At 59.7% G+C, this 24,358-nt stretch carries 25 protein-coding genes; 5 read left to right on the plus strand and 20 right to left on the minus strand.

Translation table 11 applies throughout. The annotated features are described in order from the left end of the window. Positions 1-291: 291 nt before the first annotated feature. Positions 292-807, minus strand: coding sequence for a hypothetical protein (locus tag CCOS865_RS17265; protein ID WP_147406521.1), 516 nt, complete (start codon positions 805-807; stop codon positions 292-294). A gap of 193 nt (positions 808-1,000) precedes the next feature. On the opposite strand from CCOS865_RS17265, the gene CCOS865_RS17270 reads away from it, so the two are divergent. After that, positions 1,001-1,264: a hypothetical protein gene (locus tag CCOS865_RS17270; protein ID WP_119143005.1), complete on the plus strand. Its 264-nt coding sequence runs from the start codon at positions 1,001-1,003 to the stop codon at positions 1,262-1,264. A gap of 152 nt (positions 1,265-1,416) precedes the next feature. On the opposite strand, the gene CCOS865_RS28060 is transcribed toward CCOS865_RS17270, so the two are convergent. The 8 genes from CCOS865_RS28060 to CCOS865_RS17300 form a co-directional block, all read right to left on the minus strand. Then, the gene (locus CCOS865_RS28060) at positions 1,417-1,881 is read right to left on the minus strand and encodes a hypothetical protein (protein WP_147406522.1); all 465 of its coding nucleotides are present in this window, start codon (positions 1,879-1,881) and stop codon (positions 1,417-1,419) included. Between the two features lie 49 nt (positions 1,882-1,930). Next, on the minus strand, positions 1,931-2,551 hold the full coding sequence (locus CCOS865_RS17275; RefSeq protein ID WP_119143007.1) for a recombinase family protein: 621 nt from the start codon (positions 2,549-2,551) through the stop codon (positions 1,931-1,933). 760 nt (positions 2,552-3,311) lie between these two features. Continuing rightward, positions 3,312-4,151, minus strand: coding sequence for a helix-turn-helix domain-containing protein (locus CCOS865_RS17280; protein ID WP_119143009.1), 840 nt, complete (start codon positions 4,149-4,151; stop codon positions 3,312-3,314). A gap of 631 nt (positions 4,152-4,782) precedes the next feature. Further along, positions 4,783-5,259 (minus strand): hypothetical protein, encoded by a 477-nt coding sequence (locus tag CCOS865_RS17285; protein WP_119143011.1) that lies wholly within the window; start codon positions 5,257-5,259, stop codon positions 4,783-4,785. A gap of 4 nt (positions 5,260-5,263) precedes the next feature. Beyond that, entirely contained in the window at positions 5,264-5,482 is a 219-nt protein-coding gene (locus CCOS865_RS28065; RefSeq protein ID WP_147406523.1) for a hypothetical protein, read from the minus strand. A gap of 766 nt (positions 5,483-6,248) precedes the next feature. Further along, positions 6,249-7,541, minus strand: a complete 1,293-nt coding sequence (locus CCOS865_RS17290) for a site-specific integrase (protein WP_119143013.1) — start codon at positions 7,539-7,541, stop codon at positions 6,249-6,251. 379 nt (positions 7,542-7,920) lie between these two features. Further along, entirely contained in the window at positions 7,921-8,193 is a 273-nt protein-coding gene (locus CCOS865_RS17295) for a DUF3077 domain-containing protein (RefSeq protein ID WP_119143015.1), read from the minus strand. 867 nt (positions 8,194-9,060) lie between these two features. Beyond that, the gene (locus CCOS865_RS17300) at positions 9,061-9,468 is read right to left on the minus strand and encodes a helix-turn-helix domain-containing protein (protein ID WP_119143017.1); all 408 of its coding nucleotides are present in this window, start codon (positions 9,466-9,468) and stop codon (positions 9,061-9,063) included. Between the two features lie 84 nt (positions 9,469-9,552). Between CCOS865_RS17300 and CCOS865_RS17305 the strand changes: the two genes are divergently transcribed. After that, on the plus strand, positions 9,553-10,041 hold the full coding sequence (locus CCOS865_RS17305; RefSeq protein WP_119143019.1) for a DUF2938 domain-containing protein: 489 nt from the start codon (positions 9,553-9,555) through the stop codon (positions 10,039-10,041). On the opposite strand, the gene CCOS865_RS17310 is transcribed toward CCOS865_RS17305, so the two are convergent. Continuing rightward, a complete protein-coding gene (locus CCOS865_RS17310; RefSeq protein WP_119143021.1) occupies positions 10,030-10,800 on the minus strand; it encodes a substrate-binding periplasmic protein in 771 nt (256 codons plus the stop codon). The genes CCOS865_RS17305 and CCOS865_RS17310 overlap by 12 nt on opposite strands. Positions 10,801-10,929: 129 nt before the next feature. Here CCOS865_RS17310 and dnaX point away from each other — a divergent pair, with 129 nt between their 5' ends. The 3 genes from dnaX (at position 10,930) to recR (ending at position 14,207) form a co-directional block, all read left to right on the plus strand. Then, positions 10,930-12,996 (plus strand): DNA polymerase III subunit gamma/tau, encoded by a 2,067-nt coding sequence (gene dnaX, locus CCOS865_RS17315; RefSeq protein WP_119143023.1) that lies wholly within the window; start codon positions 10,930-10,932, stop codon positions 12,994-12,996. A 64-nt stretch (positions 12,997-13,060) separates the two neighbouring features. Beyond that, complete coding sequence (locus tag CCOS865_RS17320; protein WP_119143025.1) at positions 13,061-13,387, plus strand: YbaB/EbfC family nucleoid-associated protein; 327 nt, start codon at positions 13,061-13,063, stop codon at positions 13,385-13,387. Between the two features lie 217 nt (positions 13,388-13,604). Next, on the plus strand, positions 13,605-14,207 hold the full coding sequence (gene recR / locus CCOS865_RS17325; RefSeq protein WP_119143027.1) for a recombination mediator RecR: 603 nt from the start codon (positions 13,605-13,607) through the stop codon (positions 14,205-14,207). A gap of 130 nt (positions 14,208-14,337) precedes the next feature. Here the strand turns inward: recR and CCOS865_RS17330 are convergent, their stop codons facing one another. From CCOS865_RS17330 to CCOS865_RS17380, 10 genes are all read right to left on the minus strand, one after another. Further along, positions 14,338-14,886: an adenine phosphoribosyltransferase gene (locus CCOS865_RS17330; protein ID WP_119143029.1), complete on the minus strand. Its 549-nt coding sequence runs from the start codon at positions 14,884-14,886 to the stop codon at positions 14,338-14,340. 50 nt (positions 14,887-14,936) lie between these two features. Beyond that, positions 14,937-15,671, minus strand: a complete 735-nt coding sequence (fnrA, locus tag CCOS865_RS17335; protein ID WP_119143031.1) for a Crp/Fnr family transcriptional regulator FnrA — start codon at positions 15,669-15,671, stop codon at positions 14,937-14,939. 188 nt (positions 15,672-15,859) lie between these two features. Beyond that, positions 15,860-17,242, minus strand: coding sequence for an oxygen-independent coproporphyrinogen III oxidase (gene hemN / locus CCOS865_RS17340; protein WP_119143033.1), 1,383 nt, complete (start codon positions 17,240-17,242; stop codon positions 15,860-15,862). A gap of 156 nt (positions 17,243-17,398) precedes the next feature. After that, positions 17,399-18,082 (minus strand): sulfite exporter TauE/SafE family protein, encoded by a 684-nt coding sequence (locus tag CCOS865_RS17345; RefSeq protein ID WP_119143035.1) that lies wholly within the window; start codon positions 18,080-18,082, stop codon positions 17,399-17,401. Next, a complete protein-coding gene (gene ccoS, locus CCOS865_RS17350) occupies positions 18,075-18,287 on the minus strand; it encodes a cbb3-type cytochrome oxidase assembly protein CcoS (protein ID WP_119143037.1) in 213 nt (70 codons plus the stop codon). The genes CCOS865_RS17345 and ccoS overlap by 8 nt, the downstream gene beginning before the upstream one ends. 49 nt (positions 18,288-18,336) lie before the next feature. Further along, the gene (locus CCOS865_RS17355) at positions 18,337-20,790 is read right to left on the minus strand and encodes a heavy metal translocating P-type ATPase (protein ID WP_119143039.1); all 2,454 of its coding nucleotides are present in this window, start codon (positions 20,788-20,790) and stop codon (positions 18,337-18,339) included. Between the two features lie 133 nt (positions 20,791-20,923). Then, a complete protein-coding gene (locus CCOS865_RS17365; protein ID WP_119143041.1) occupies positions 20,924-21,454 on the minus strand; it encodes a FixH family protein in 531 nt (176 codons plus the stop codon). An 11-nt stretch (positions 21,455-21,465) separates the two neighbouring features. After that, the gene (gene ccoG, locus CCOS865_RS17370; RefSeq protein WP_119143043.1) at positions 21,466-22,881 is read right to left on the minus strand and encodes a cytochrome c oxidase accessory protein CcoG; all 1,416 of its coding nucleotides are present in this window, start codon (positions 22,879-22,881) and stop codon (positions 21,466-21,468) included. Between the two features lie 285 nt (positions 22,882-23,166). Then, complete coding sequence (gene ccoP / locus CCOS865_RS17375; RefSeq protein ID WP_119143045.1) at positions 23,167-24,150, minus strand: cytochrome-c oxidase, cbb3-type subunit III; 984 nt, start codon at positions 24,148-24,150, stop codon at positions 23,167-23,169. Beyond that, complete coding sequence (locus CCOS865_RS17380) at positions 24,147-24,356, minus strand: cbb3-type cytochrome oxidase subunit 3 (protein ID WP_119143047.1); 210 nt, start codon at positions 24,354-24,356, stop codon at positions 24,147-24,149. The genes ccoP and CCOS865_RS17380 overlap by 4 nt, the downstream gene beginning before the upstream one ends. Between the last annotated feature and the right edge of the window lie 2 nt (positions 24,357-24,358).

Here is a 24,358-nt window from a genome sequence, read left to right on the forward strand (position 1 = left end):
TTTTTCCGAAAAAGTTTTTCCCCCCCCCCCCCCCCCCCCCGCAATTTCAAATCTGGCTTTCGAGTCAAGCCGGGAACGGTCCACAGTCAGAATCCGACACTGAGATTGATCGAACCTGCCTAACCTGTCCGTAGCTTGCGCATATGGAATCATTTTTATAAAAATCGAATCCGATGGTGACTACTGGCGAGTACAAACAAGAACGCCCCGCCACAAGCTTGTAGGAAGCTCATAGCGAGGCGATTGAATGCATTTTCCCATCCTACCTATAGAGTGAGGATATAGTGCCCTTTAAGGGAGGTCTTTCAACCTATCCACGGCATACTCATAACTTTTATAGTTGTCGCATGAGAGATAGCTCGGTGTATCAATGCCAGCCTTAGAGTCAGTGTGAGCGCACTCCCACACCATAGCCCTCACCTGCCAGCCAGCCTTAGCCACAGGATATCCCTCTGGTCCTCCTTGAAGCTTGTATGCCTTGGCAACTCTGAGGTGTTCATAAGGGAAGGCTTTCAGAGGCTCACTGTTTGTTCGCTCTGCAAGAGCTTTCCACTCGGCCTCCTTGTGCTCAATGAAGACGTTAGCCTTGTCAATGTCCACGCGGGCTGCTTGATCATACCAGATGGTATACGGCATACCTTCCCAATAATTAGGCAGCTGTGTGCCATCCACATAAACAGCTAAACCGCCTCCTTTAACGTCCTCAGTGTATACGCCTTCTTTAGGCTTGCACCCTGCCAGAGCAGCCATGGCAGATAGACCACCAATCAACACCCACGTTTTCACCTTCCCTAAGCTAACATTCACGACCGTCACCTATTTTTAAGTATGGCAAACTGCCATTATACCATACGATTGGGCGTCAGTCAGTATGAGCGAGGTTCTTCTTAATACTCCTAGTCACTTCTCATGTGAATCATATTTCGAGAAAATTAATACAATTGCATAAAATATTGCGTCCGGATAGACTCAGCCTGAATCTAACTTTCAATGGCGATATATGAAAACCTACAGCTACAGACCCTACTACCAAGGGCCAACCCTAACCAATCCAATGCGTGACGATCTCTCTATTGATGAGCAAGAGCAGAGGCTTGAGGCGCTGTATATAGACACTGCATCTCACTTTGAGGATGTTGGCTGCATAGTAAAAAGAAACAGCATTGGCTTGATTAGCATTACAACAGACATGCCCGAGAAGGATTGCCACGAAATTATGAAAGGTCTGCTTATCAGCTTAGACCTGCGTGCTGACATACTTTAAACAGAAAAGGCGTTCAGTAACGGAGGTAGCACCAGGAAGCCCCGTCACTAAGCCCATAGCGAGGCGCTTGATGCATCCCCATCCAACCCCTACAAGGTAAGTCTATAAAGCCCTGTATGGGCTGGTCTTATGCGGATTTAATGAATGACAGATCAAGTGCCAGCATCAGGCGACGTACTGTTCACCCATTGAGAGCCATCATATCGTTGTAGCCTCACCTCAGTAAGCTGTATAGCTCCTGAGATTGCAAACCAATCAATGGGCGAACCGCCTCGTTTCTTGCCCTCGGTCTCCAGTTTTCGGCGGACGGTACTAGTAATGCCGGCGTACCTGCAAGCACTGACCCAATTCATCAGGCGGGGATCATCACTCGCGAGAGAAAAGCGGACACAGCCAAATTTAGCCAATTGCTCAGAAAAAGTTAGTAATCGTAGACCGTGTTCACCCTGCACCATCTTAGTTGCAGTTTTTTCCCAAAACTGAGCTTTTGAGAACCATAATAATGGAGGTTCATTCTCGGCACCTGCGTTGCTTGGGAGTAAAGCCCTTGATGCAAGGATCAAAGGCAGGTGGTGTTTTTCAGTCGTGTAATGATGAACCATTTCTTTGTTAGTCACTAATCCCTGCTCTCTTCAGTTCATAGCACTTATCGTTGCCCTATGTTTATCAGGCTAGCTCTCGCTTGATCCGGTATACAGTTGCAACACCGCATTCAGCGAGCTTGGCAAGCTGGTCAGCAGACATACTTGGATGCTTTGTCATCAGCGACTTCACTTGCTCCCACAACGCGGCATTCTTCCCTTTGCCTGCTGGTTTCCACCCAGGTTCAGCAGCACGTTTGTTTGCCAAACCTTGGTTGATTCGTTCAACACGTTTGTCTTGATCAAGACGTGCCATGGTTTGCATCAGTTCGATCAGCATGTCGTTGATCACATCCATGATCTGCCCGGTGATACCTTTGTCCTTCACCATCATGTGACTGGTGGGTAGGTCTGCAATCACCAGACGCAAACCTTTCTCCTTGATCATTATCTTGAGCTTCTCCCAGTCAGCTTGTGCCAAACGACTCAGACGATCTACAGACTCCACCAATAACACGTCACCACTTTCGGCAGTGTCCAACAGTCTCATCAACTCTGGTCGGTTCAGCTTGGTTCCACTGATGTTCTCAGCGTACACGTCAACGATGTTCAATCCCTTGTCATCGGCAAATGAGTCCAATGCTACCTTTGCACGGTTTGCATCTTGGTCCTTGGTCGATGCTCTCAAGTAGAGATGTGCGTTCATGCTGATATCCTTTAGCTAGCGATTTGATAGACCTATGATAACGCTATCGGATAGCCATCGGCAATAGTTATTTGATAGCGTCTTATCACCAGCTATCGAACTATCAGACAAGTAGAGTCCTTTGATAGTGACAATGCGATCATCGTCAGCATGAGGATTGGATGTTGTAACAACCTGCGATTCAAAATCGTGATTCGAGGAAGATCAAAAAGGGGGGGGCGTCAAGAGGTGATGGCGAATACTCTTCACCGTCATCGGTGAACATGATGATACGGTGTTTGTAGGTTCGTTCCTCACTACCTCACGAATGATCTAGGGATAACCATATTCACCGTAGACGGTGAGGCATGATGGTTTTCAAGGTTATGTTCGTCTGGTAACCAGACAAGACAAAGCAGCGATCATCGATTGACTAGCGATAGACAACACTCTGTATACATTCAGTGTCCGCAGGTGAGCGAACAAAGTGAGTGAATGCTCTTCAATAGGGAGGCAAATAGCCTACCAAGCTCTTGATCTGTCTTCTGTACTCAGTACAGGAAAGCAATATTCATAGCGAAGCTATGAGTAATTATCTCTAGTTATGGATGGTTTACCCATCCTCTCCTTTCCAAATTCTCAGAGTATCAATGCAGGGTGAATACCCTGAAGAAAGCATGCCCTGTGGACAATCTCCACAGAAGAAAAGCGGTTATATTTTCGGTTCCCCCTAGATCGGGTTCCCCTTAAATATAATGCGACGCACTTAGGTGTGCACTTTTCAAGCTGCCTTTTTCCACTTGCTGACGGTGTTCCTGTGAACGCCAGTCTCCCGTGCTACCTTGGCCACGGACAGACCGCCCCGGATCAGCTCAAGGGCTTTGGCTTGCATTGGATGCTCAACCCTCAGCACTTCAACAACAACCGGCTCCCTCACCGGGTAACGCACGGTAGCTTCTGATAGGATTTCCAGCCTGTCAGCCTCATAGAATTCACGAGTGTTGTACTCGGTAAAAACAATTTCATAGTCACGATGTAGTTTGTCAAGCCACACGGCCTTGTGTTGTTTCCAATCAAGAACATCTGGCACATCGTCAGTCAGGTCAACACTAGACGCGATCCCGACAATCTGGGAAGACTTCTCAAATAATGGCGTGCAACTTTTGATTTTCACTTTCAAACCATCAGGTACAACCTTTTCAAGTTGCGGAATGATGATGCGGACGGCTTGAACATAACGTTCAGCTTGCCGCGAATCAAATCCGAACATCTCACCAATGGTGTATTTGTCGACCTGCTTACATGTTTGCAGTATCAGCAGAATCTTCTTAACCGACAATGGACGCTGATCACCTTCAGGGCGATACCAGTTCAATCTAGCAACACCCTCGACAACATCAAGACACCACTTCGGATATAGAGTGAAGTCCTTGGATGCATTGTCAATTGGATACATCGGACAGACAATGTACCCTGCAAAAGGGTTTGCCAATTTTTCGTAGTCGCTACCAGTAGCTGACCGCTCAGCCTTAATGCTGCCAGCTTGACGCGCAGAAATTAGGGCGTTTGCATTGTTCTCAAACCGAGCATTCAGTTTTGATAGTTCTTCATTAGTAAGCATTCTTCATTCTCCTTTTCAGTTCTTTTGCATAGGCATTCCTCTCGGGTGGTGCCATGTGTGTAGTGGTGTAACTGCTCAAATCGCAGGCACGACAAGTCCTCCTGCGAGGCACCCTTTCTGAAATGAAGTGGTCGCGTGGAGGTTGGCATGCTGAATTTAAGGGCAGGGATTATACGGCGTAGGGTTGACCGGTGCAATAAAGATTTTCAATCTAATTCAAATTGGTAGGCGATGCTGACGATTTAGCGAAAAACGGTATTAGATTAGTGTCGTATCTCCATTCTCAGCAAGGATTCACTAACGCGATATCAGACCCATACAGAGGCTTTAGCGGCTACCCATTACTTTCCATGCCCAACGCAAGAAAACCCTCATAATCAAACCGGAGAGAGTCACAGGAGCATTAATCATGACATTCTGCAATCAACCTAGATCAATCCGTTGCATCCGTTGAGAACTACGAAGCTTTCGGAGCGAACGTTGGTTATGCTTAATCACCTGATCGGTAATCCCCAATGTTTATCGGTGTAAAACCACATTCCTTTAGACATAAAAAAGCTTCCTACCAGATTAACCAGTAGGAAGCATTCTGTTATTTTCACTGTAATTGACCCCCAGATCGAACTGGTGATTATTCAGGGATACTGAGTGGTGTGTAACACTCACTGACTTGTTTCTCAATCGCCGCCATCTGCTTTGCCTTTGCGGTTTCTGCTGCCTTACGCTCTTTTTCCTCAGCAGCCTGAATCAGTTGTTGGCGAAGCATATCCTGATATCGTGCATGTTCAGCTTGCAGGTGGGCAACGTACTTCTCTTTCTGCTCAATTCGAATTTTGGCAATGTCTTCTTCCTGCATTGCCGGTGGCTTAACCATGTAGGTCGAATGGTACAACTGAGCATGATTCAGGCGTTTGGTTTGAGTGATTGTATAGCCTTGGTTTGCTTTGTCGATTACAAGTTGTAGGAACTCATGACCTAGGCTCGCACTAACCAACTCCATCGACTGTTCCGTCTGCTTATACACCTTAACCCAATCAGCAACACGCCGTTCAAGCTCAGATTCGTCATATTGCGGAGGAATACCATTTATCTTAATCTTCTCTGTCATTTGTTCATTTCCTTTGTTTGTTAATCATGATTTTGGCAATCGCCTTTCGAATGATATCTAAGCGGAAAGCTTCTAGATCAAAATCCGGTGAGGCGATGACTGCTGGTGATGGTTCAACTACCACTGGCTTACCGGTTACAGTGTTTGCCTGTTGCTTGGTCTGCCGTTGTTTGCGATTAGCGTTTGCTCGTTGCATTCCCTTGATGAATGAATCAGCGTTCATAACGGGCACCCCCCGTTACGTGTGAAGACAATAGTTCTAGGATATCGCTGCAACGTTGTGACTCGCTGCGGTTACCAGTGGCACAGGCTGCCATGCGAAGTGATTTGTAGTATTTCAGATGCTGGTGAATCTCATTATTCGTCATTCTCAGTTCCTTTTTATGGGTTGCAGGTAAGGTGATTGCTCACCAGTTTGTTAAGGTAAAAATCTATACTCAGATTGGCAGCATACGCCTTCAAGAACAAATCAGTATGGTTAACAATAGACATACGAAAGGGGATCAGCACTGATTGTTCCTTAAGTGCTCGCCACCTTTTTACTCGACATTTGTCTGAGCACACCTTAGCGTGACTACGGCGATTGATCAGTGGTGTATTGCAATTTAAACATGTACGTTCTTCAGACATAAGATATCCTCCATGTGATTGGATAGTCGTTTTACGACGAATTGAATTATTGAAGACAAATAGAACCTCTCGCCACAGTGAAGTGAACGAGAGGAAAAAGGAGAAATGTGTACCACCATGGTGAGAACCACAGTGGCAGGAACAACCGTAGATCAGAAAGGAAAGGCCATGAACTACAGTTGTTCAGCAACACCGGTGAGCGGTGTAAGAGAATATTAAGAGGAAGGTTGTGCAACCCTGAAAAGCACTAAGCTTTAATCTCCTTAACATACGTAAATTATATCACTAATGATTCTTATTTGTCAATACGTTACATGCGTTATCTACAATTTATTTCAACCTCTAGGGCTTATGTTGTGTCATTTGATAGATAATAAAGCTTCCCGCATAGCCGCTATCGGCGTCCGACTGCCATAGATACCAAAAGTTACTGAACTGTCCTCGTGTCCAACCATGCGCTTGATTAATGAATCTTGTATCGCTGCATCACGAAGGTCATCAATGAACGTGTGGCGAAAGCTGTGAAAGGTCTTTCGGGTGTCAGTGATGGTAAGCTTCGTCTTGTACCTGCTAAACCATTTAGATGGAGCGTGGCCCAGCTTCCCACGTACTGCTTCCAGATCAGGGAACAGGTGATAAGCACCGGCCGCCTTGACTGCTTCAACATGCTGTAACAACCCCAGGTCGATAAGGGTAGGGTGGATTGGGAGCACACGCCGACTACCTGTGTTCTTAAGATTCTGGCCTTCACAACTGTCATCAATACGGAAGCACTGGATACCTTGTTGCTCGATGAAATCATCAAGCCGTAGCTGGCAAAGTTCTTCCAAGCGTGCCCCTGTGTATCGACCCAGAAGTGGTAACCAAAATCGCCACTGATGTTTGACGGCTTCCTTTCGCAAGGCTTCATGGTCCAGCAGGGCCACTAGATCGTGGCGATCAAATGACAGTCGAGCTTCCTTTGCTGAACCAGTCATTACCTTCATGCCCGCCAAAGGGTTTTCAGTAACGTACCTGTTCACCTTGCACCAGTTGAGGAATGCTGTGAGCTTACGCAGCCGATTGTTCACCGTGACGGCGGTAATGGTCTTGTAGGTGCTGCCTGACTCGACCACTTGCTTCAGGGTCTTACCCTTGAACTCGGGGCGTAAGCCAAAGTACTGGGGGCAGCGGCTAAGGCGTTCCTTTAGTAGGCGAGCTTGATGAGCATCGAACGCAGCAGCAGGCATATCACCCATCAGCTCGAACAGGTCAGCTAGGGCACGCTCAACGTCATCGGTGCTGCCTTGCCGCCATGTACCTCCACGCTTCCCTTCTTCTACATACAGCTTGGAGAGGGTGGCCAGGGCTGGGCCTTCAACTATCGGCTTATGTATCGCTGCTGAAGCCGCCCGTGGTGCAGTCGGGACGGAAGGTTGGGGTGTCGCCTCACGCCACTGCCCACATAGTGCACGCAGCGTCTCAGGAGCTGTTAACGGGTGTTCCCTCAGGTGGCTGTTCACCTGCTGAGCTAAGGAAGAGGCGAGGAAGAGGGCTGCCTGACGTTCACGTACACGCAGAGAAATTCGAAGTGTGTGCCGGTTGGGAAACAGGTGCTTTGGCAGTCGAAGGTTGAGGTAGTAAACGGACTGGCGGCGGACGATGTAGGCCATGAATTAACACCAGAGTGGACCAGTAGAGTGGACCAATTGAGTGGAACAATTCTGGTCACACCCCAAGCTTTGAGCGCCCGTGCTGGATGTCTGCACGGGAGGGCGGCGAACTACCCAATCAGCCTGAAACCCTTGCCCCATAAGGTCCGCATTGATTCCCGTGCATGCTTGCATGCGACCTGGTCAGATCCGGAAGGAAGCAGCCACAGCGGGAACATCGTGTGCCGGGGTGTGGCTGGTGGGGCCGCCTCCATTTCAGGGGTCGGAAAATCTACCGGCTGTCCTGCTTCAGCTTCATTGTTACCTCTCCCGAATTCGATCTGCGGTCTGCCTGAAGGGCAGGGTGTGTTGCTGCTTGTCCCGCGATTGGGCCCTGCGGTCAGTGCAACCTGTTCCGGGCAATCTCGATGTCGTCCATGATCGCCTTGGCAAACGCGCTCAGGTAATCGGCAGCTCCCAGAAACTTGTGGTCATCTTCCATATCGCCCTCGCGCACCAGGTGCTTGATGTAGCCGAGTAGGACAGACACCTGCTCATAGGCATGTTCAAAGGGGACGCCGGGCATGACCCGGAAGATGTGGCAGGGCTTGTCGCCGGCCTCGAAGAAGGTCTCTACGCCTACTGTGACGTTGGTTTCGGTGTCGTCGCTCATCACTGTGCTCCTTGGCGGGATTGCAGCAGGGTGGATGCTTGCTCTGTCAGGGGCGGGGCGTAGAAGTGGGGTGGCTGGGGTGGGTCGGGTACGATCTTTTTCATGGTAGCGATCCTTATTCTGCTCAAGGAGGCGCCACGAGCGATCTTTCTCACGGATCAAAGGTGGCAGCCGTACGCGGGGTGAGAAACCGGAAGAATAAGGAAGACCGGCCAGACCTGGGTCTGCCCGCGCACCGCTGCCATAACGGCTTGCCATCTTACTCTTCTCGGGTTCTCACACCCGGTCACCTGAAAATGGCGACCCAAGGACGGTATCTCTGAGGCATTTCCCCGACAACAGCGAAGGTTCGGCAAGGTGCGTAGGATAGTTCCGAAGGCTTGGCGATCTGAAGCAATTGGTTTCAGGTTCAGAAATGTCCTACGGCTGGAGGGCGGTGTGGGTGCCTGCAAGGCGAGAGTGTTGAAGGTGTGGGCTCTTGATCGCATTATGGCCGCCAGGCGCATGCCACAGGCTTTTCTAGCGCCCTCAAGATCGAGCGCCGCCCGCGCGGCGCATCGCGGGCAAGCCCGCTCCTACATTTGCTGCAACGTGCCATGGCCTGTGAAAGAGGCGTTGCCAGCCCTGGTGCATGACGAAAGCCTGGTGAGAGGCCATCAGGGCCGGCTCAAGATTGTTGTCTTATAAACAAGGCTAAAACCTCGGTCTATCAGGCCGTGGCGCGTTGCAACAAATGTAGGAGCGGGCTTGCCCGCGATGCGCCGCGCGGGCGGCGCTCGATCTCAAGGACGCTAGAAACGCCTGTGGCATGCGCCTGGCAGCCCTCATGCCCTTAACTGTGTAAGTGATCGAAATGTCCGCTGTTCGCTACTTCCCCGTCCGCCCCCGCTCAGCCGCCAGGCCCCCCGCCGCAGATAGCTTCATCAACCGCTGAAACGTCGGACACGCCAGATGATCCTCCTCCGGACACGCCGCCGCATGCCGCAGCCCTTTGCTCATCGCCTGCAGCCGCTTCACCTTGGCATCGATCTCCTCAGCCTTGGCCATCAGCATCTGCCGATCCACCTGCAGATCCACCAGCATCGCTCCCACCTCATCCAGTGAAAACCCCGCCGCTTGCCCCAGCGCAATCAGCGCCAGCCGATCCGCTACGTCCGCCGCAAACTGTCGCCGCTGGCCCGGCCCCGCCAGCGACCTGAGTAACCCGATCTTCTGGTAGTAACGCAGCGTCGAAGCCGGCACGCCCGTGCGTTTGGCAACATCGGCAATGTCCATTCTCGACCCCTTGACTTGAAGTTGACTTCAACTTCTATGCTGCGCGGCATTGGGCTTTTTCGTCAATCCGCCAGAGGCTTTGCCATGACCACCACCTCCTTGATCCTCTCCATCGTGCTGATTGGCATCGGTGCCACCCTTGTCATGGACCTGTGGACCCAACTGCTCAAGCGCCTGGGCGTGACCACGCTGAACTACGCCATGCTCGGCCGCTGGGCCGGACACCTGCTGAACGGGCGCGTTTGCCATCAGGCAATCGGCAAGGCTGACCCGGTCAGGCATGAGCTGGCCTGGGGGTGGATCCTGCATTACCTGATCGGCCTGGTATTCGCAGCATCGCTGATCACGCTGGCAGGGCAGGGCTGGCTGTTGGCGCCGACCCTCATCCCAGCGCTGCTGTTCGGCCTCTGCTCGGCGCTCGCGCCGCTGTGCCTGATGCAACCGGCGATGGGCGCGGGGTTCTTTGCTTCGAAGACACCGACCCCGCTTAAAAACTGCCTGCGCAGTCTGGCCACCCACTGCATATTCGGGCTCGGGCTCTATCTCAGTGCCTTGGTGCTGTCACTGGCCTGACCCGCTAACGACCCCCGCCGACGCATCCGGGCTGGCATAACGCTGCAGAATCCGCTCGATCTCCCCCGACTCCTTGAGCCGCACCAGCGCCCGGAGCAACGCCTGTGTCGGCACCCCCGGATCGCTGCGCACCATGCAGCCCAGGGTCTGCTCCTCCAGCACTTTTTGCGGCCGCAGGCGTTGCTCGGGGGGCAGTTGGCGATTGAACCAGTTCAACGACAACTGGTTGCTCACCGCGTATTGATAGCGGCCGGCGCGCAGCTTCTGCAGGGCGAGTTGTTGGTTGCGGCTGTCTTCGCGGCGTAGCCGGCCGGCGCTGAACAGCGAATCGAGCGAGGGATAGCTGTAGCCGAGCACCGTGCCGATGGCCTGCGCGGGCACCTGCTCGGGGTTGAGGCGGGGCGGGTCGCCGGGGTGGCTGACCAGCAGATCGCGCTGGTGGATCAGCGGCACGCTCCAGATATAGTCGCCTGGGCGGTCTATCAGCCACTGTGTGGCCACGTAACAGCGCACGTCGATATCGCCGCCTTCCATGGCCTGCTGCAAGCGCAGGCGGGCCATCACGTGGTACTCCGGGCGTACCCCGGCTTCGCGCGCGGCGGCCTGCATCAGGTCGTAGAGGATGCCTTCGACCGGCTGGTCGCCCTCCAGGCGGATCAACGGCATGCTCCAGCTTTCGGCAACCGAGAAGCGCAGCACCGGCTGCGCCGCGAGGCTGTGAGTGGCGCACAACAACAGGCCCGCCAGGATATGCCGCACGTCCAGTCCTCCCTGATTAGCGCCCAAGCATGCGTTCCTTAGCGTAGACGAGATTGGTCGAGTGCAATTTCGGCCCCGCTCCGCTAGCATTAGCGATCTTCCGCTGGTTCAGTTTGCGATGGTTTTTTGATGAGTTATCAGGTTCTTGCACGTAAATGGCGTCCGCGCTCGTTCCGCGAAATGGTCGGCCAGACCCATGTGCTCAAGGCTTTGATCAACGCCCTGGACAACCAGCGGCTGCATCACGCCTACCTGTTTACCGGCACCCGCGGGGTCGGCAAGACCACCATCGCGCGGATCATCGCCAAGTGCCTGAACTGCGAAACCGGCATCACCTCCACGCCCTGCGGCACCTGCTCGGTGTGCCGGGAGATCGACGAGGGGCGCTTCGTCGACCTGATCGAGATCGACGCCGCCAGCCGGACCAAGGTCGAAGACACCCGCGAGCTGCTCGACAACGTCCAGTACGCACCGAGCCGTGGGCGCTTCAAGGTCTACCTGATCGACGAAGTGCACATGCTCTCGACGCACTCGTTCAACGCCTTGCTGAAAACCCTCGAAGAGCCGCCGCCCTACGTCAAGTTCATCCTCGCCACCACCGACCCGCAGAAGCTGCCGGCGACCATCCTCTCGCGCTGCCTGCAGTTCTCGCTGAAGAACATGAGCCCGGAGCGGGTGGTCGAGCACCTCAGCCATGTGCTCGGTGCCGAGAACGTGCCGTTCGAAGACGATGCCCTGTGGCTGCTCGGCCGCGCCGCCGACGGCTCGATGCGCGACGCCATGAGCCTGACCGACCAGGCCATCGCCTTTGGCGAAGGCAAGGTGCTGGCCGCGGATGTGCGGGCGATGCTCGGCACCCTCGACCACGGCCAGGTCTACGGCGTGCTGCAGGCGTTGCTCGAGGGCGATGCGCGGGCGCTGCTGGAGGCCGTGCGTGATCTGGCCGAGCAGGGCCCGGACTGGAGCGGCGTGCTCGCCGAAATGCTCAACGTGCTGCACCGTGTGGCGATTGCCCAGGCCTTGCCTGAGGCGGTCGACAACGGCCAGGGCGACCGTGACCGGGTGCTCAGCCTGGCCGCGGCACTGCCGGCCGAAGACGTGCAGTTCTATTACCAGATGGGCCTGATCGGCCGGCGCGATCTGCCGCTGGCGCCGGACCCACGCGGTGGCTTCGAGATGGTCCTGCTGCGCATGCTGGCCTTCCGGCCCGCAGACAACGACGATGCACCGAAGCCGGTACTAAAGCCGGTGGGGATCAGCCAGGCCACAGCTGATTCTACAAAGCCGGTGGCAGTGGCGGCGGCAGTTGCCCCGCCCGTCGCTTCCCAGCCACCCGTCGAGGCGGTGGCGCCGATTGCCGCGCCGGTCGTGGCCGAGCCTGCCGTGGTCGAGCCAGCTGCCGCGCCCGAAGTCGTCGAGGTCGCTCCCGAGCCTGAGGTGCAGATCGCCGCGCCCGCGCCTGAGCCCGTTGCTGAAGCGGTCATCGACCTGCCGTGGGAAGAGCCTGCCGCGCCAGTGCCCGCCGCCCAGCCCGTGGCCCAGCCACCGGCAGCGGTGCCGGCCGCTGAGCCGCACGCTGCGCCGCCGAGCGATGACGCGCCGCCGTTCGACCCGTCCGCCTACGATTCGGTCGGCATGGACCGCGACGACGAGCCGCCGCTGGACGAAGACTATTACGCACCGGAGTCCGACCCGGCTGGCTTCAGCTACCTGGACGAGCTGGCCGAGCATGTCCACGAGCCCGAGCCGGTCGTCGTGCCCGAGCCGCTGCCGGCGTTGAAGCCGGCCACCGGCCTCGCCCTGCAATGGCTGGAATTATGCCCACAGTTGCCAGTCTCAGGGATGACAGGCAACATCGCCGCGAACTGTACGCTGATCAGCGCCGAGGGCGATGACTGGCTGCTGCACCTGGACCCGGCGCAAGGCGCGCTGTTCAACTCGACCCAGCAACGGCGCCTCAACGATGCGCTCAACCAGCACCTGGGGCGCACCTTGCAGTTGCGCATCGAGCTGATCCGCCCCGAGCAGGAAACGCCGGCCCAGGCCGCTTCGCGCAAGCGCTCCGAGCGCCAGCACGAAGCTGAAGTGTCGATCGAACAGGATCCGCTCATCCAGCAGATGATCCGCCAGTTCGGCGCGACCGTGCGGCAGGATACTATTGAACCTGTAGAGCCCCTGGTCAGCCAGGCGCAATAAACCGATATCCGTGTGGCCGGCAGTGTGCCGGGCCGCATCACATGACCCAATCGAGGTGTACCCCATGATGAAAGGTGGCATGGCCGGCCTGATGAAGCAGGCGCAGCAGATGCAGGAAAAAATGGCCAAGATGCAGGAAGAGCTGGCCAACGCTGAAGTGACCGGCCAATCCGGCGCGGGTCTGGTCAGCGTAGTGATGACCGGGCGTCATGACGTCAAGCGCATCAGCCTGGACGACAGCCTGATGCAGGAAGACAAGGAAGTGCTCGAAGACCTGATCGCCGCCGCCGTCAACGACGCCGTGCGCAAGGTCGAGCAGAACAGCCAGGACAAGATGGGTGGCATGACGGCCGGCATGCAACTGCCGCCAGGCTTCAAGATGCCGTTCTGATCGGCACGGGTCGGTGACCTGCCTTACACGGCCAGGTCGCCGCAAAAACGCTCGGTGTTCGCACCGGGCGTTTTTTTTCGCCTGCGCCAAAGCCCGCTGCCAGGCATGTGAACGCCGGCAGGCGCGCGTGGGTCAACCGCAGCAACGGGTCGCTGATTTGACGCTGCCTGCCCTGGCCGGTATAAACCGCCTCTCATTGATCTGTCAGGCCTTTCCCATGAGCTTCAGCCCCCTCATCCGCCAACTGATCGACTCGCTGCGCATCTTGCCCGGCGTCGGCCAGAAAACCGCCCAGCGCATGGCGCTGCAGCTGCTCGAGCGCGATCGCAGCGGCGGCCTGCGCCTGGCCCAGAGCCTGACCCAGGCCATGGAAGGCGTTGGCCATTGCCGCCAGTGCCGGAGCCTGACCGAGCAGGAGCTGTGCCCGCTGTGTGCCGATACCCGCCGGGATGACACGCAACTGTGCGTGGTGGAAGGGCCGATGGATGTGTATGCGGTGGAGCAGACCGGTTACCGCGGGCGCTTCTTCGTGTTGAAGGGGCATCTGTCGCCGCTGGACGGGCTGGGGCCGGAGGCGATCGGGATTCCGCAGTTGATGGCGCGGATCGAAGAGCAGGGCAGTTTCACCGAAGTGATCCTGGCGACCAACCCGACGGTGGAAGGCGAGGCGACGGCGCATTACATCGCGCAGTTGCTCAATGAGAAAGGGCTGGTGGCTTCGCGTATTGCCCATGGTGTGCCGTTGGGCGGGGAGCTGGAGCTGGTGGATGGCGGGACCTTGGCACACGCCTTTGCCGGGCGTCGGCCGATTTCGCTGTAAGCCCACAGGACCTCTTCGCGGGGCAAGCCCGCTCCCACAGGGTCCCTGCAATGCCCGGATTCTGAGTCCAGCACAAATCCTGTGGGTCAAGCCCGTTCCCACGCCATTAGCGCAGGAACGGGCTCGATCTTCAGTATTCGCTCAGCGAAAACTCGGTCAGGCAGAAGGTCGGCACGCCGGCGTCCTGCAGGCGACGCGAGCCTTCCAGCTCGGGGAGGTCGATGATTGCCGCTGCCTCGAACACCTGGGCACCGGTGCGGCGCACCAGGTTGGTCGCGGCCAGCAGGGTGCCGCCGGTGGCGATCAGGTCATCGAAGATCAATACCGAATCACCTTCGCAGATGCTGTCGGCATGCACTTCCAGGAAGGCCTCGCCGTATTCGGTCTGGTAACCCTCGCTGAGCACGTCGGCCGGCAGCTTGCCCTGCTTGCGGAACAGGATCAGCGGCTTGTTCAGTTGGTGGGCGATGATCGAGCCGATCAGAAAGCCGCGTGCGTCCATCGCGCCGATATGGCTGAACTCGGCCTCGACATACCGCTCGATGAACTGGTCGGCCACGTAGCGCAGGCCGCGCGGCGACTGGAACAACGGGGTGATGTCACGGAAGATCACGCCCGGCTTGGGGAAGTCGATCACCGGGCGGATCAGGGCTTTGAGGTCGAAGGTGTCGCTGTGCATGTAAGGGGTATCCTGTAAAACCAAGCGGCAAGTATACCCCGGAGTGCCATTCAGGCGTCCATCGCGCCGCCGGCCAGTGCGCACAGCTGGATCGGGTCGAGGATGTGCACTTCCTTGCCCTCGGCGCTGATCAGGCCGTTCTGCTGGAAGCGCGTGAACACCCGCGACACGGTTTCCACCGCCAGGCCCAGGTAGTTGCCGATCTCGTTGCGCGACATGCTCAGGCGGAATTGGTTGGCCGAGTAACCACGCGCACGGAAGCGCGCGGAAAGGTTGACCAGGAAGGTAGCGATGCGCTCGTCGGCGGTCTTCTTCGACAGCAGCAGCATCATCTGCTGGTCGTCACGGATCTCCCGGCTCATCACCCGCATCAGCTGGCGGCGCAGCTGTGGCAGCTGTACCGACAGCTCGTCGAGGCGCTCGAAGGGGATCTCGCAGACCGAGGTGGTCTCCTGCGCCTGGGCCGACACCGGATACGACTCGGTGTCCATGCCGGACAAACCGACCAGCTCGCTGGGCAGGTGGAAGCCGGTGATCTGTTCTTCGCCGCTGTCGCTCAGGCTGAAGGTCTTCAGGGCGCCGGAGCGTACTGCGTAAACCGAGCCGAAATCGTCACCCTGGCGGAACAGGAATTCGCCCTTCTTCAGTGGGCGACCGCGTTTGACGATTTCATCCAGTGCGTCCATGTCCTCGAGGTTGAGTGACAGGGGCAGGCACAGCGGGGCCAGGCTGCAATCCTTGCAATGGGCCTGACCGTGTGGGCGCAGTTTGACTGGCTCGGACATTTCAATCGATCCTTGTGGGAAAACACACATAAGCCGTAAGGATAACCGACGGCGTAGGTTGGAGGCCAGCGCGCGCGTTTTGCGTGCGTGCTGGCCGGGCCGCCGCAGGGGTGTGCGGCGGCCCGTCACCGGCCAATAGTGTGCCCGTCAAACAGGGATGTCCATGCGGTTGATCGTCTCGTTGTGGCTCAGATCACCCGCGAAAATCGCTGGCGATCGTGCTGGGCCAGGTACGCGTCGAAGACCATGCACACCGGCCTCACCAGCAGCCGGCCCGCCGGCAACACCGTGATGCCCTTGCTGTCGAGGTGGATCAGGCCGTCGTGGTGCATGGCCTGCAGCGCAGGCCACTGGGCGTTGAAATAGCCGCGAAAATCGACGGTGAACTGCCGCTCGATCTGCTCGAACTGCAGCTCGAAATGGCAGATCAGCTGCTGGATCACCGCGCGCCGCAGGCGGTCGTCCTGGTTGCACAGCAGCCCGCGCTGGGTCGCCAGCTGGGCGCTGGAAAGGGTCTCCTTGTAGGTGTTGAGGTCGCTGCTGTTCTGGCAATAGAGGTCGCCGATCTGGCTGACCGCCGACACCCCGAGGCCGATCAGGTCGCAGTGGCCATGGGTGGTGTAGCCCTGGAAATTGCGCTGCAGGGTGCCTTCTTCCTGGGCGATGGCCAGCTCGTCGTCGGGCAGGGCGAAGTGGTCCATGCCGATGTAGCGGTAGCCGGCGGCGGTCAGTTGCTCGATGGTCGCCTGGAGCATCTCCAGCTTGGCTGCCGGGGCCGGCAGGTCGTGGCTGTCGATGCGCCGCTGGGGCATGAAGCGCTCGGGCAGGTGGGCGTAGTTGAACACCGAAAGGCGGTCGGGCTGCAGCCGGATGACTTCGTCGACAGTGCGCGCGAAGCCCTCCGGGGTCTGCTTGGGCAGGCCGTAGATCAGGTCGAGGTTGACCGAGCGGAACTGCAGCGTGCGCGCCGCCTCGACCAGCGTGCGGGTCTGCTCCAGGCTCTGCAGGCGGTTGACTGCACGCTGCACCAGCGGGTCGAGGTCCTGCACGCCGAGGCTGAGCCGGTTGAAGCCCAGCTCGCGCAGCAGGCCCATGGTCGACCAGTCGGCTTCGCGCGGGTCGATTTCGATGCCGTAGTCGCCGGAGTCGTCGTCGAGCAGGTTGAAGTGCTGGCGCAGGCAGGCCATCAGCTGGCGCAGTTCTACATGGCTGAGAAAGGTCGGCGTGCCGCCACCGAAATGCAGCTGCTCGACGCGTTGCTTGGGGTCGAGGTGGCAGGCGATCAGCTGGATCTCCTGCTCCAGGCGCTGCAGGTAGGGCTGGGCGCGGGCGCGGTCCTTGGTGATGACTTTGTTGCAGGCACAGTAGTAGCAGATGTTCGCGCAGAACGGCACGTGCACGTACAGCGACAGCGGCCGCAGCGCCCGGCGGCTCTCGCGCAGGGCATGCAGCAGGTCGAACGAACCCACTTCGCCGTGCAGTTGCACCGCGGTCGGGTAGGAGGTGTAACGCGGGCCGGCCAGGTCGTAGCGGCGAATCAGGTCGGCATCCCAACGGAGGTCGTCGAGCATGAGGGTAGTCCCCGGATAGGAGCAGCAGTGTCCGGAGTCTATGGGCGTCGGTAATAATCGGTGTTGATTTGCATCAAAGGGCAGCTGCAAGCCGCAAGCCGCAAGAGGTGCGCTGGCATTTCTACTTGTAGCTTGCAGCTTATGGCTTGCAGCTGCTCAATGCCCCATGAGCCAGTGCTGATGCGGCCCGGGCAGGGTCCACAGGCCAAACAGCATCACCAGCACGCCACCAGCGACGCGCACGCTGCGTTTGCGCAGCACGCGGTTTACCCGCTCTGCCGCCAATCCAGTGGCCAGCAACACCGGCCAGGTCCCCAGCCCAAAGGCGATCATCAGCGCGGCACTGTGCCCGGCATTACCCTGGCTCGCCGCCCACAGCAAGGTGCTGTACACCAACCCGCACGGCAGCCAGCCCCACAGCGCGCCCAGCAGCAACGCCCGTGGCACGCTGGACACTGGCAACAAGCGCGTAGCCAGCGGTTGAATATGCCGCCACAAGCCCCGCCCCAGCGCCTCGACACGGGTCAGGCCGCTCCACCAGCCCGCCAGGTACAGGCCCATGGCGATCAGCAGCAACGCCGCCACCACCCGCAAGGCCTGCGCGGCCGGGCTGCTGGCCACGGCCCAGCCGGCCAGGCCGACCAGCAGGCCAGCGCTGGCATAGCTGAGAATCCGCCCCAGGTTGTAAGCCAGCAACAGGCGCAGGCGCCGGGCGCGTTGCTCCTGCGGGATGGCCAGGGTCAGTGCGCCCATCAGGCCGCCGCACATGCCCAGGCAGTGGCCGCCGCCCAGCAGGCCAAGTACCAGCGCGGAGCCGAGCAGGGGGAGCAGCTCAGCCACGAGGGGTGCTGTCCTCGTCGGCGGGCCGGGTGCTGTCGTGCTTGACCGCGGCCTGGTGGTTGGGGTCCTGCTCGTCGAACAGGATGCTGTGCGCGGGGCTGTCGAGGTCGTCGTACTGGCCGCTGTCCACCGCCCAGAAGAAGATGTACACGGCCACACCGACGATCAGCAGGGCTGCGGGGATCATGATGTAGAGGGCGGGCATGGTGTCTTCCTATGCTATCGGCGGTCGCGGGGCGAGCCCAGGTAGTGTCTCACGCCAGCGAGGGCTGGGTGGGCGCGGGCTTGCCCGGCGATGCGGCCGCGCCGTGCAGCCGGGTCAGGCGCAGGGCATTGAGGACCACGATCAACGAGCTGACCGACATGCCGATGGCCGCCCACACCGGGGTGATCCAGCCCAGCGCGGCGAAAGGCAGCATGAGGCTATTGTACAACGTCGCCCAGAGCAGGTTTTCAAGGATGACGCGCCGGGTTCGGCGGGCCAGGTCGAAGGCCTGCGCCAACGCCTGCAGGCGGTTGCACAGGAGTACGGCGTCGGCGCTGGTCTTGGCCAGGTCGGTGGCCGAGCCCATGGCGATGCTGATGTCGGCGGCGGCCAGCACCGGTACATCGTTGACCCCGTCACCGAGCATCAGCACCTTGCGCCCCTCGGCCTGCAGCGCGCGCAGGCGGGCCAGCTTGTCGTCCGGCAGGAGGCCGCCAACGGCCTGGTCGATGCCCAGTTGCGCCGCCACTTCGGCGACCATCGGCGAGCTGTCGCCGGACAGCAGCAGGGTGCGCCAGCCGCGCGCCCGGCAGGCGTCGAGCAGCGCCTTGGCGTCGTCGCGCAGGCGATCGTCCAGGCCAAACCAGGCCAGCGGGCCTTGCCGGTCACCGAGCAGCAGCCACTGGCCGCGGGGTTCGGGCACGGGCGGCACTTCGGCGCCACTCAGGGCGCAGACGAAGCTGGCCTGGCCGATGCGCAGGCGCTCGCCGTCGACCTGCCCTTGCAGGCCCAGGCCGGGCACGTTCTGGACCTCCTCGGCGGGCTGCGCGGTACGGCCGAAGGCGCGCGCGATGGGGTGTTCGGAGCGGTTCTCGAGGGCCGCGGCGAGTGCCAGGCAGCGGTCGGCGCCGAGCGCACCCAGCGGCCGTACGCTGCGCAGGGCCAGGCGGCCCTCGGTGAGGGTGCCGGTCTTGTCGAAGATCACCGTGTCGATCTGGTTGAGGCCTTCGAGCACATGCCCGCGGGTGACCAGCAGGCCGAGCTTGTGCAGCGTGCCGGTAGCCGCGGTGAGTGCTGTCGGGGTGGCCAGCGACAGCGCGCAGGGGCAGGTCGCGACCAGCATGGCGAGGACGATCCAGAACGCCCGCGCGGCATCCAGCTGCCACCACAGCAGGCCAATCGCCGCGGCCGCGACCAGGCTGAAGAACAGGAACCACTGCGCGGCGCGGTCGGCGATCTGCGCCAGGCGCGGCTTCTCCGCCTGGGCCCGTTCCAGCAGGCGCACGATCGCCGACAGGCGCGAGGCCTGGCCCAGTGCCTCGACCTCGACGGTGAGGCTGCTCTCGACGTTGAGCGTGCCGCCGGTGACGCGGTCACCGACGCGCCGCGCGAGGGGCAGGTACTCGCCGGTCAGCAGCGACTCATCGATGCTCGAGCGGCCTTCGAGAATTCGCCCGTCGGCCGGGATCACCGCGCCGGGCAGTACCTGCACCCGATCACCTTGCTGCAGTTCGGCCAGCAGGATGCGCTCGCTGCGCCCCTCGGCGTCCAGCCGCAGGCACGAGCCTGGCAGCAGGTTGACCAACTGCGCGGTGGCGGCGGCCGTGCGTTCGCGGGCGCGTCGCTCGAGGTAGCGGCCGGTCAGGAGGAACAGTGCAAACATGCCGACAGTGTCGAAGTACAGCTCGCCATGGCCGGTGATCGCGGTCCAGATCCCGGCGCAGTAAGCCAGGGCGATGGCCAGCGACACCGACACGTCCATGGTCAGGTGGCGGGTGCGCAGGTCGCGGGCGGCGCCCTTGAACAGGGGCGCGCAGCTGTAGAACACGATCGGTGTGGTGAGAAACAGCGCGACCCAGCGCAGGATGGTGTGCAGCTCGGGGCTGAGGTCGATGTTGAATTCCGGCCAGGTGGCCATGGTCGCCATCATCGCCTGGAACCACAGCAGCCCGGCGACGCCAAGCCGGCGCAGGGCGCTGCGGTTTTCTTCGGCCAGTTGCTCGGCGGCCTGGTCCGGTTGATACGGGTGGCCGACGTAGCCGATATGGCGCAGTTCGGCGAGCAGCGTCGAGAGCGGCAGTTGCTGGTCGTCCCAGCTCAGCAGCAGGCGGTGGTTGGAGAGGTTCAGGCGCGCATCGGCGACACCCGCGATTGCGCGCAGGTGCTTTTCGATCAGCCAGCCACAGGCGGCGCAACTGATGCCCTCGATCATCAGCACGGCTTCGGCGAGGTTGTCCTGGTGGCGCACGAAGCGCTGTTGCACGTCGACGCGGTCATACAGCGCCAGTTCGTCCTGCAGCTGGCGCGGCAGGGCTTCGGGGTTGGCGCTGGTTTCGCTACGGTGCTGGTAGTAGTGCTCCAGGCCGCCGGCGACGATCGACTCGGCCACCGCCTGGCAGCCGGGGCAGCAGAAGGCCCGCGGTTCGCCGAGGACCACGGCGCTGAAGCGGCTGCCGGCGGGGACGGGCAGGGCGCAGTGGTAGCAAGGGGTGGGGTGGGTCATGGATTTCGCGCCTTAGGCAATTCGCTGAGCTCTGTGGGAGCGGGTTTGCCCGCGAACAAGGGCGAAGCCCTTGCCATTCACCGCGCTGGTTTCTTCGCGGGTGAACCCGCTCCCACAAGTACCGAGGCGTGGCTTACGGTTCGTGATGTTCAGCCCCTTGCAGAGCCTCGTCACCGAGCTCCAGGGTCACGCCGTGCTCGACCTTTTCTTCCTCGAACAGACGCCACACCTGGCCGTCCTGGCTGCCGAGCAGCTCGACGAAGCGCCGGCCGTCGACCTTGTCCTCCAGCTGGCCGACATAGCGCCCTGGCTCGCTGCGCGCCAACGGCACCTTGCGGTCCTTGTCGGGCTGGGTCGGCGAAATCAGGTTCAGCTCAAGGGTCTGCGGGTCGCTGTTGCCGGTCAGGCGCAGCTCGACTTCGCCGGTCAGCTCGTCGAGCATAATCCGCGCCTTGAGGCCGAGGGTCTGGGCCAGCAGTTCGCGATCCAGCGAGCGGTTGATGCCTTTACCGGCCTCGTAGTAGTTGTCGTTGACCAGGTTGTCCGGGTTGCGCACGGCAATGCTGACCATGGTCAGGCTCAGGCACACTGAAGTGGTCAGGATGCCGATGATGATCCAGGGCCAGAGGTGCTTGTACCAGGGGCTGGTGGCGGTGGCAGGCATGGCGCGTTTCCTTAGCGTATTTGCGGGCCGATGAAGCGGCTCTTGGCTTCGACCTGGGTGCCGTTGTCGTCGGCGTCCTTGAGGATGAAGGTGACTTCGTTGGTGGTCGACGGCAACTGCTCGGGGGCGACCGACAGCTGCACCGGCAGGCTGACGATATCACCGGCGGCGACCGGGATCTCGCGGCGGCCTTCGAGCTTGAGGTCGGGCAGGCCGGCGGCGTCGAGCACGTAGACGTGGTCGCGCTGGTCCTTGTTCATGACCTTGAGGCTGTACACGTTCTCGATCCGCCCCTGGGCGTTCTCGCGGTACAGCACGCGGTCCTTGCTGACGTCGAAGCCGACCAGCGAGCGGGTGGCGAACGCCGTGGCCAGGGCACCGATCATCACCAGCAGCACCAGTGCATAGCCGATCAGGCGCGGCCGGGCCAGGTGGGTCTTCTGCCCCGACAGGTTGTGCTCGGTGGTGTAGCTGATCAGGCCTTTGGGGTAGTCCATCTTCTCCATGATGCTGTCGCAGGCATCGATGCACGCGGCGCAGCCGATGCACTCGATCTGCAGGCCGTCGCGGATGTCGATGCCGGTCGGGCAGACCTGCACGCACATCGTGCAGTCGATGCAGTCACCCAGGCCCTTGGCCTTGTAGTCGACGTCTTTCTTGCGCGGGCCACGGAGTTCGCCGCGGCGCGGGTCGTACGAGACGATCAGGGTGTCCTTGTCGAACATCACGCTCTGGAAGCGCGCATACGGGCACATGTACACGCACACCTGCTCACGCAGCCAGCCGGCGTTGCCGTAGGTGGCGAGGGTGAAGAAGCCGACCCAGAAGTACGCCCAGCCGTCGGCCTGGCCGGTGAAGAATTCGATCATCAGCTCGCGGATCGGCGAAAAATAGCCGACGAAGGTGATGCCGGTGACAAAGCCGATCAGCAGCCACATCGTGTGCTTGGCGGTCTTGCGCAGCAGCTTGTTGGCGCTCAGCGGCGCCTTGTCGAGCTTCATGCGCTGGTTGCGGTCGCCTTCGGTGACCTTTTCGCACCACATGAAGATCCACGTCCAGACACTCTGCGGGCAGGTGTAGCCACACCACACCCGGCCGGCGAACACGGTGATGAAGAACAGGCCAAAGGCGGCGACGATAAGGATGCCGGACAGCAGGATGAAGTCCTGCGGCCAGATGGTCGCGCCAAAGATGTAGAACTTGCGCTCGGGCAGGTTCCACCAGACCGCCTGGTGGCCGCCCCAGTTCAGCCACACGGTGCCGAAATAGAGCAGGAACAGCAGCGCGCCACCGGCGATCCGCAAGCGGCGGAAGACGCCGGTGAAGGCGCGCGTGTAGATTTTCTCGCGTGCGGCGTAGAGGTCGACGGAATCCTTTCCTTTGCTGGCAGGCGGGGTCACGTCATGTAGCGGAATCTGCTTGCTCATCATCAAGTCCCACGGCAGTGGAGAAATGCCGCGGCCAGTGCATGCCGGCCGTGGTCGTGCGCCGTCTGCTGGCGCTCTGCGGCCCATGATACGCCTGTGCTGGCAGGGTGGGGCGAGGTGCGACCTTTAGTCGCGTTGGGTTTGGGGTTTGAAACGTGTTATGGCGAGTGTCAATTGATCCAGGTCATTGCGGGTTGGATTTGCCGGCCTCATCGCGGGTAAACCCGCTCCTACAGGCGCTGTAGGAGCGGGATTGCCCGCGATGAGGCCAGAACTGACAAACCGCTAATCAGCCTTGGCAGTTTCCTCATTGGCCTGATGCGACAGGCTGTACACATACGCCGCCAGCAGGTGCACCTTGTCATTCCCCTGCAAGTCCGCTTGTGCCGGCATCTGCCCCTGGCGACCATAGCGAATGGTCTGCTGCAACTGGGCGAAGTTCGAGCCGTAGATGAACGCCTGCGGATGCGTCAGGTTCGGCGCACCCATGGCCGGCGTGCCCTTGGCCTCAGGCCCGTGGCAGGCGACGCAGTTGGCCGCGAAGATCTTCTGGCCATTGGCCGCATCGGCCTTGACCCCTTCCGGCAGCGTGCGCCCGTCGAGGTTGGTCAGCACGTAGGCGGAAACATCCGCCACGCCCTGTTCGCCAATCACTTCCGACCACGCCGGCATGACCCCATGACGGCCGTTCATGATGGTGGTCTTGATGGTCTCCGGCTCACCGCCCCAGCGCCAGTCGTTGTCGGTCAGGTTGGGGAAGCCATACGCGCCCTTGGCATCGGAGCCGTGGCACACCGAGCAGTTGGAGGCGAACAGTCGGCCACCCATCTTCAGCGCTTGCGGGTCCTTGGCCACGTCCTCGATCGGCATCGCCGCGAACTTGGCGAAGATCGGCCCGAAGCGCGCGTCGGCCTTGGCCATTTCCTTTTCCCACTCGTGCACGCCGGTCCAGCCCGGCTGGCCATTGCTGAACTCGGTCTGCTTGTCGGTATCCAGGTAGCTGTAGCCGGGCAGGATGCCTTTCCAGTTACCCAGGCCGGGGTACAGCACCAGGTAGCCGAGGGCGAAGATGATGGTGCCGACGAACAGCCAGAACCACCACTTGGGCAGCGGGTTGTCGTATTCCTCGATGCCATCGAAGGCGTGCCCGACGGTCTCGTCGGTGATCTCTTCGCGCTGGCCCTTGCGGGTCGACAGCAACAGCCAGGTCAGGGCGAAGATAGTGCCCAACGTCAGCACGCTGACGTACAGACTCCAGAAGGTTGTCATTGTTGTTTGCTCCCAGAAGCTTTATCCAAAGCTTTCGCTTGCGCTTGCTCGACGTGCTGGCTGGCCTCGGGGTCATCCGCGAACGGCAGGCGGGTCGCTTCGTCGAACTCCTGCTTGCGCCGCGGGTTGAACACCCACAGCGCCAGGCCGACGAAGGCCACCATCACCACCACGGTGCCCAGGCCGCGGATCATTCCGATATCCATCA

The organism is Pseudomonas reidholzensis (assembly GCF_900536025.1).
Taxonomy (GTDB): Bacteria; Pseudomonadota; Gammaproteobacteria; order Pseudomonadales; family Pseudomonadaceae; genus Aquipseudomonas; species Aquipseudomonas reidholzensis.

Excerpts from the sequence above, each read along its gene's own strand:
- fnrA (WP_119143031.1), bottom strand. The coding sequence starts at position 15,671 with ATGTCCGAGCCAGTCAAACTGCGCCCACACGGTCAGGCCCATTGCAAG.
- CCOS865_RS17275 (WP_119143007.1), bottom strand. The coding sequence starts at position 2,551 with ATGAACGCACATCTCTACTTGAGAGCATCGACCAAGGACCAAGATGCA.
- CCOS865_RS17380 (WP_119143047.1), bottom strand. The coding sequence starts at position 24,356 with ATGGATATCGGAATGATCCGCGGCCTGGGCACCGTGGTGGTGATGGTG.
- CCOS865_RS17300 (WP_119143017.1), bottom strand. The coding sequence starts at position 9,468 with ATGGACATTGCCGATGTTGCCAAACGCACGGGCGTGCCGGCTTCGACG.
- hemN (WP_119143033.1), bottom strand. The coding sequence starts at position 17,242 with ATGCTCGACGACCTCCGTTGGGATGCCGACCTGATTCGCCGCTACGAC.
- CCOS865_RS17280 (WP_119143009.1), bottom strand. The coding sequence starts at position 4,151 with ATGCTTACTAATGAAGAACTATCAAAACTGAATGCTCGGTTTGAGAAC.
- ccoP (WP_119143045.1), bottom strand. The coding sequence starts at position 24,150 with ATGACAACCTTCTGGAGTCTGTACGTCAGCGTGCTGACGTTGGGCACT.
- CCOS865_RS17285 (WP_119143011.1), bottom strand. The coding sequence starts at position 5,259 with ATGACAGAGAAGATTAAGATAAATGGTATTCCTCCGCAATATGACGAA.
- CCOS865_RS17290 (WP_119143013.1), bottom strand. The coding sequence starts at position 7,541 with ATGGCCTACATCGTCCGCCGCCAGTCCGTTTACTACCTCAACCTTCGA.
- ccoS (WP_119143037.1), bottom strand. The coding sequence starts at position 18,287 with ATGCCCGCCCTCTACATCATGATCCCCGCAGCCCTGCTGATCGTCGGT.
- CCOS865_RS17305 (WP_119143019.1), top strand. The coding sequence starts at position 9,553 with ATGACCACCACCTCCTTGATCCTCTCCATCGTGCTGATTGGCATCGGT.
- CCOS865_RS17330 (WP_119143029.1), bottom strand. The coding sequence starts at position 14,886 with ATGCACAGCGACACCTTCGACCTCAAAGCCCTGATCCGCCCGGTGATC.
- CCOS865_RS17270 (WP_119143005.1), top strand. The coding sequence starts at position 1,001 with ATGAAAACCTACAGCTACAGACCCTACTACCAAGGGCCAACCCTAACC.
- dnaX (WP_119143023.1), top strand. The coding sequence starts at position 10,930 with ATGAGTTATCAGGTTCTTGCACGTAAATGGCGTCCGCGCTCGTTCCGC.
- recR (WP_119143027.1), top strand. The coding sequence starts at position 13,605 with ATGAGCTTCAGCCCCCTCATCCGCCAACTGATCGACTCGCTGCGCATC.
- CCOS865_RS17320 (WP_119143025.1), top strand. The coding sequence starts at position 13,061 with ATGATGAAAGGTGGCATGGCCGGCCTGATGAAGCAGGCGCAGCAGATG.
- CCOS865_RS17295 (WP_119143015.1), bottom strand. The coding sequence starts at position 8,193 with ATGAGCGACGACACCGAAACCAACGTCACAGTAGGCGTAGAGACCTTC.
- CCOS865_RS28065 (WP_147406523.1), bottom strand. The coding sequence starts at position 5,482 with ATGAACGCTGATTCATTCATCAAGGGAATGCAACGAGCAAACGCTAAT.
- CCOS865_RS17355 (WP_119143039.1), bottom strand. The coding sequence starts at position 20,790 with ATGACCCACCCCACCCCTTGCTACCACTGCGCCCTGCCCGTCCCCGCC.
- CCOS865_RS17365 (WP_119143041.1), bottom strand. The coding sequence starts at position 21,454 with ATGCCTGCCACCGCCACCAGCCCCTGGTACAAGCACCTCTGGCCCTGG.
- ccoG (WP_119143043.1), bottom strand. The coding sequence starts at position 22,881 with ATGAGCAAGCAGATTCCGCTACATGACGTGACCCCGCCTGCCAGCAAA.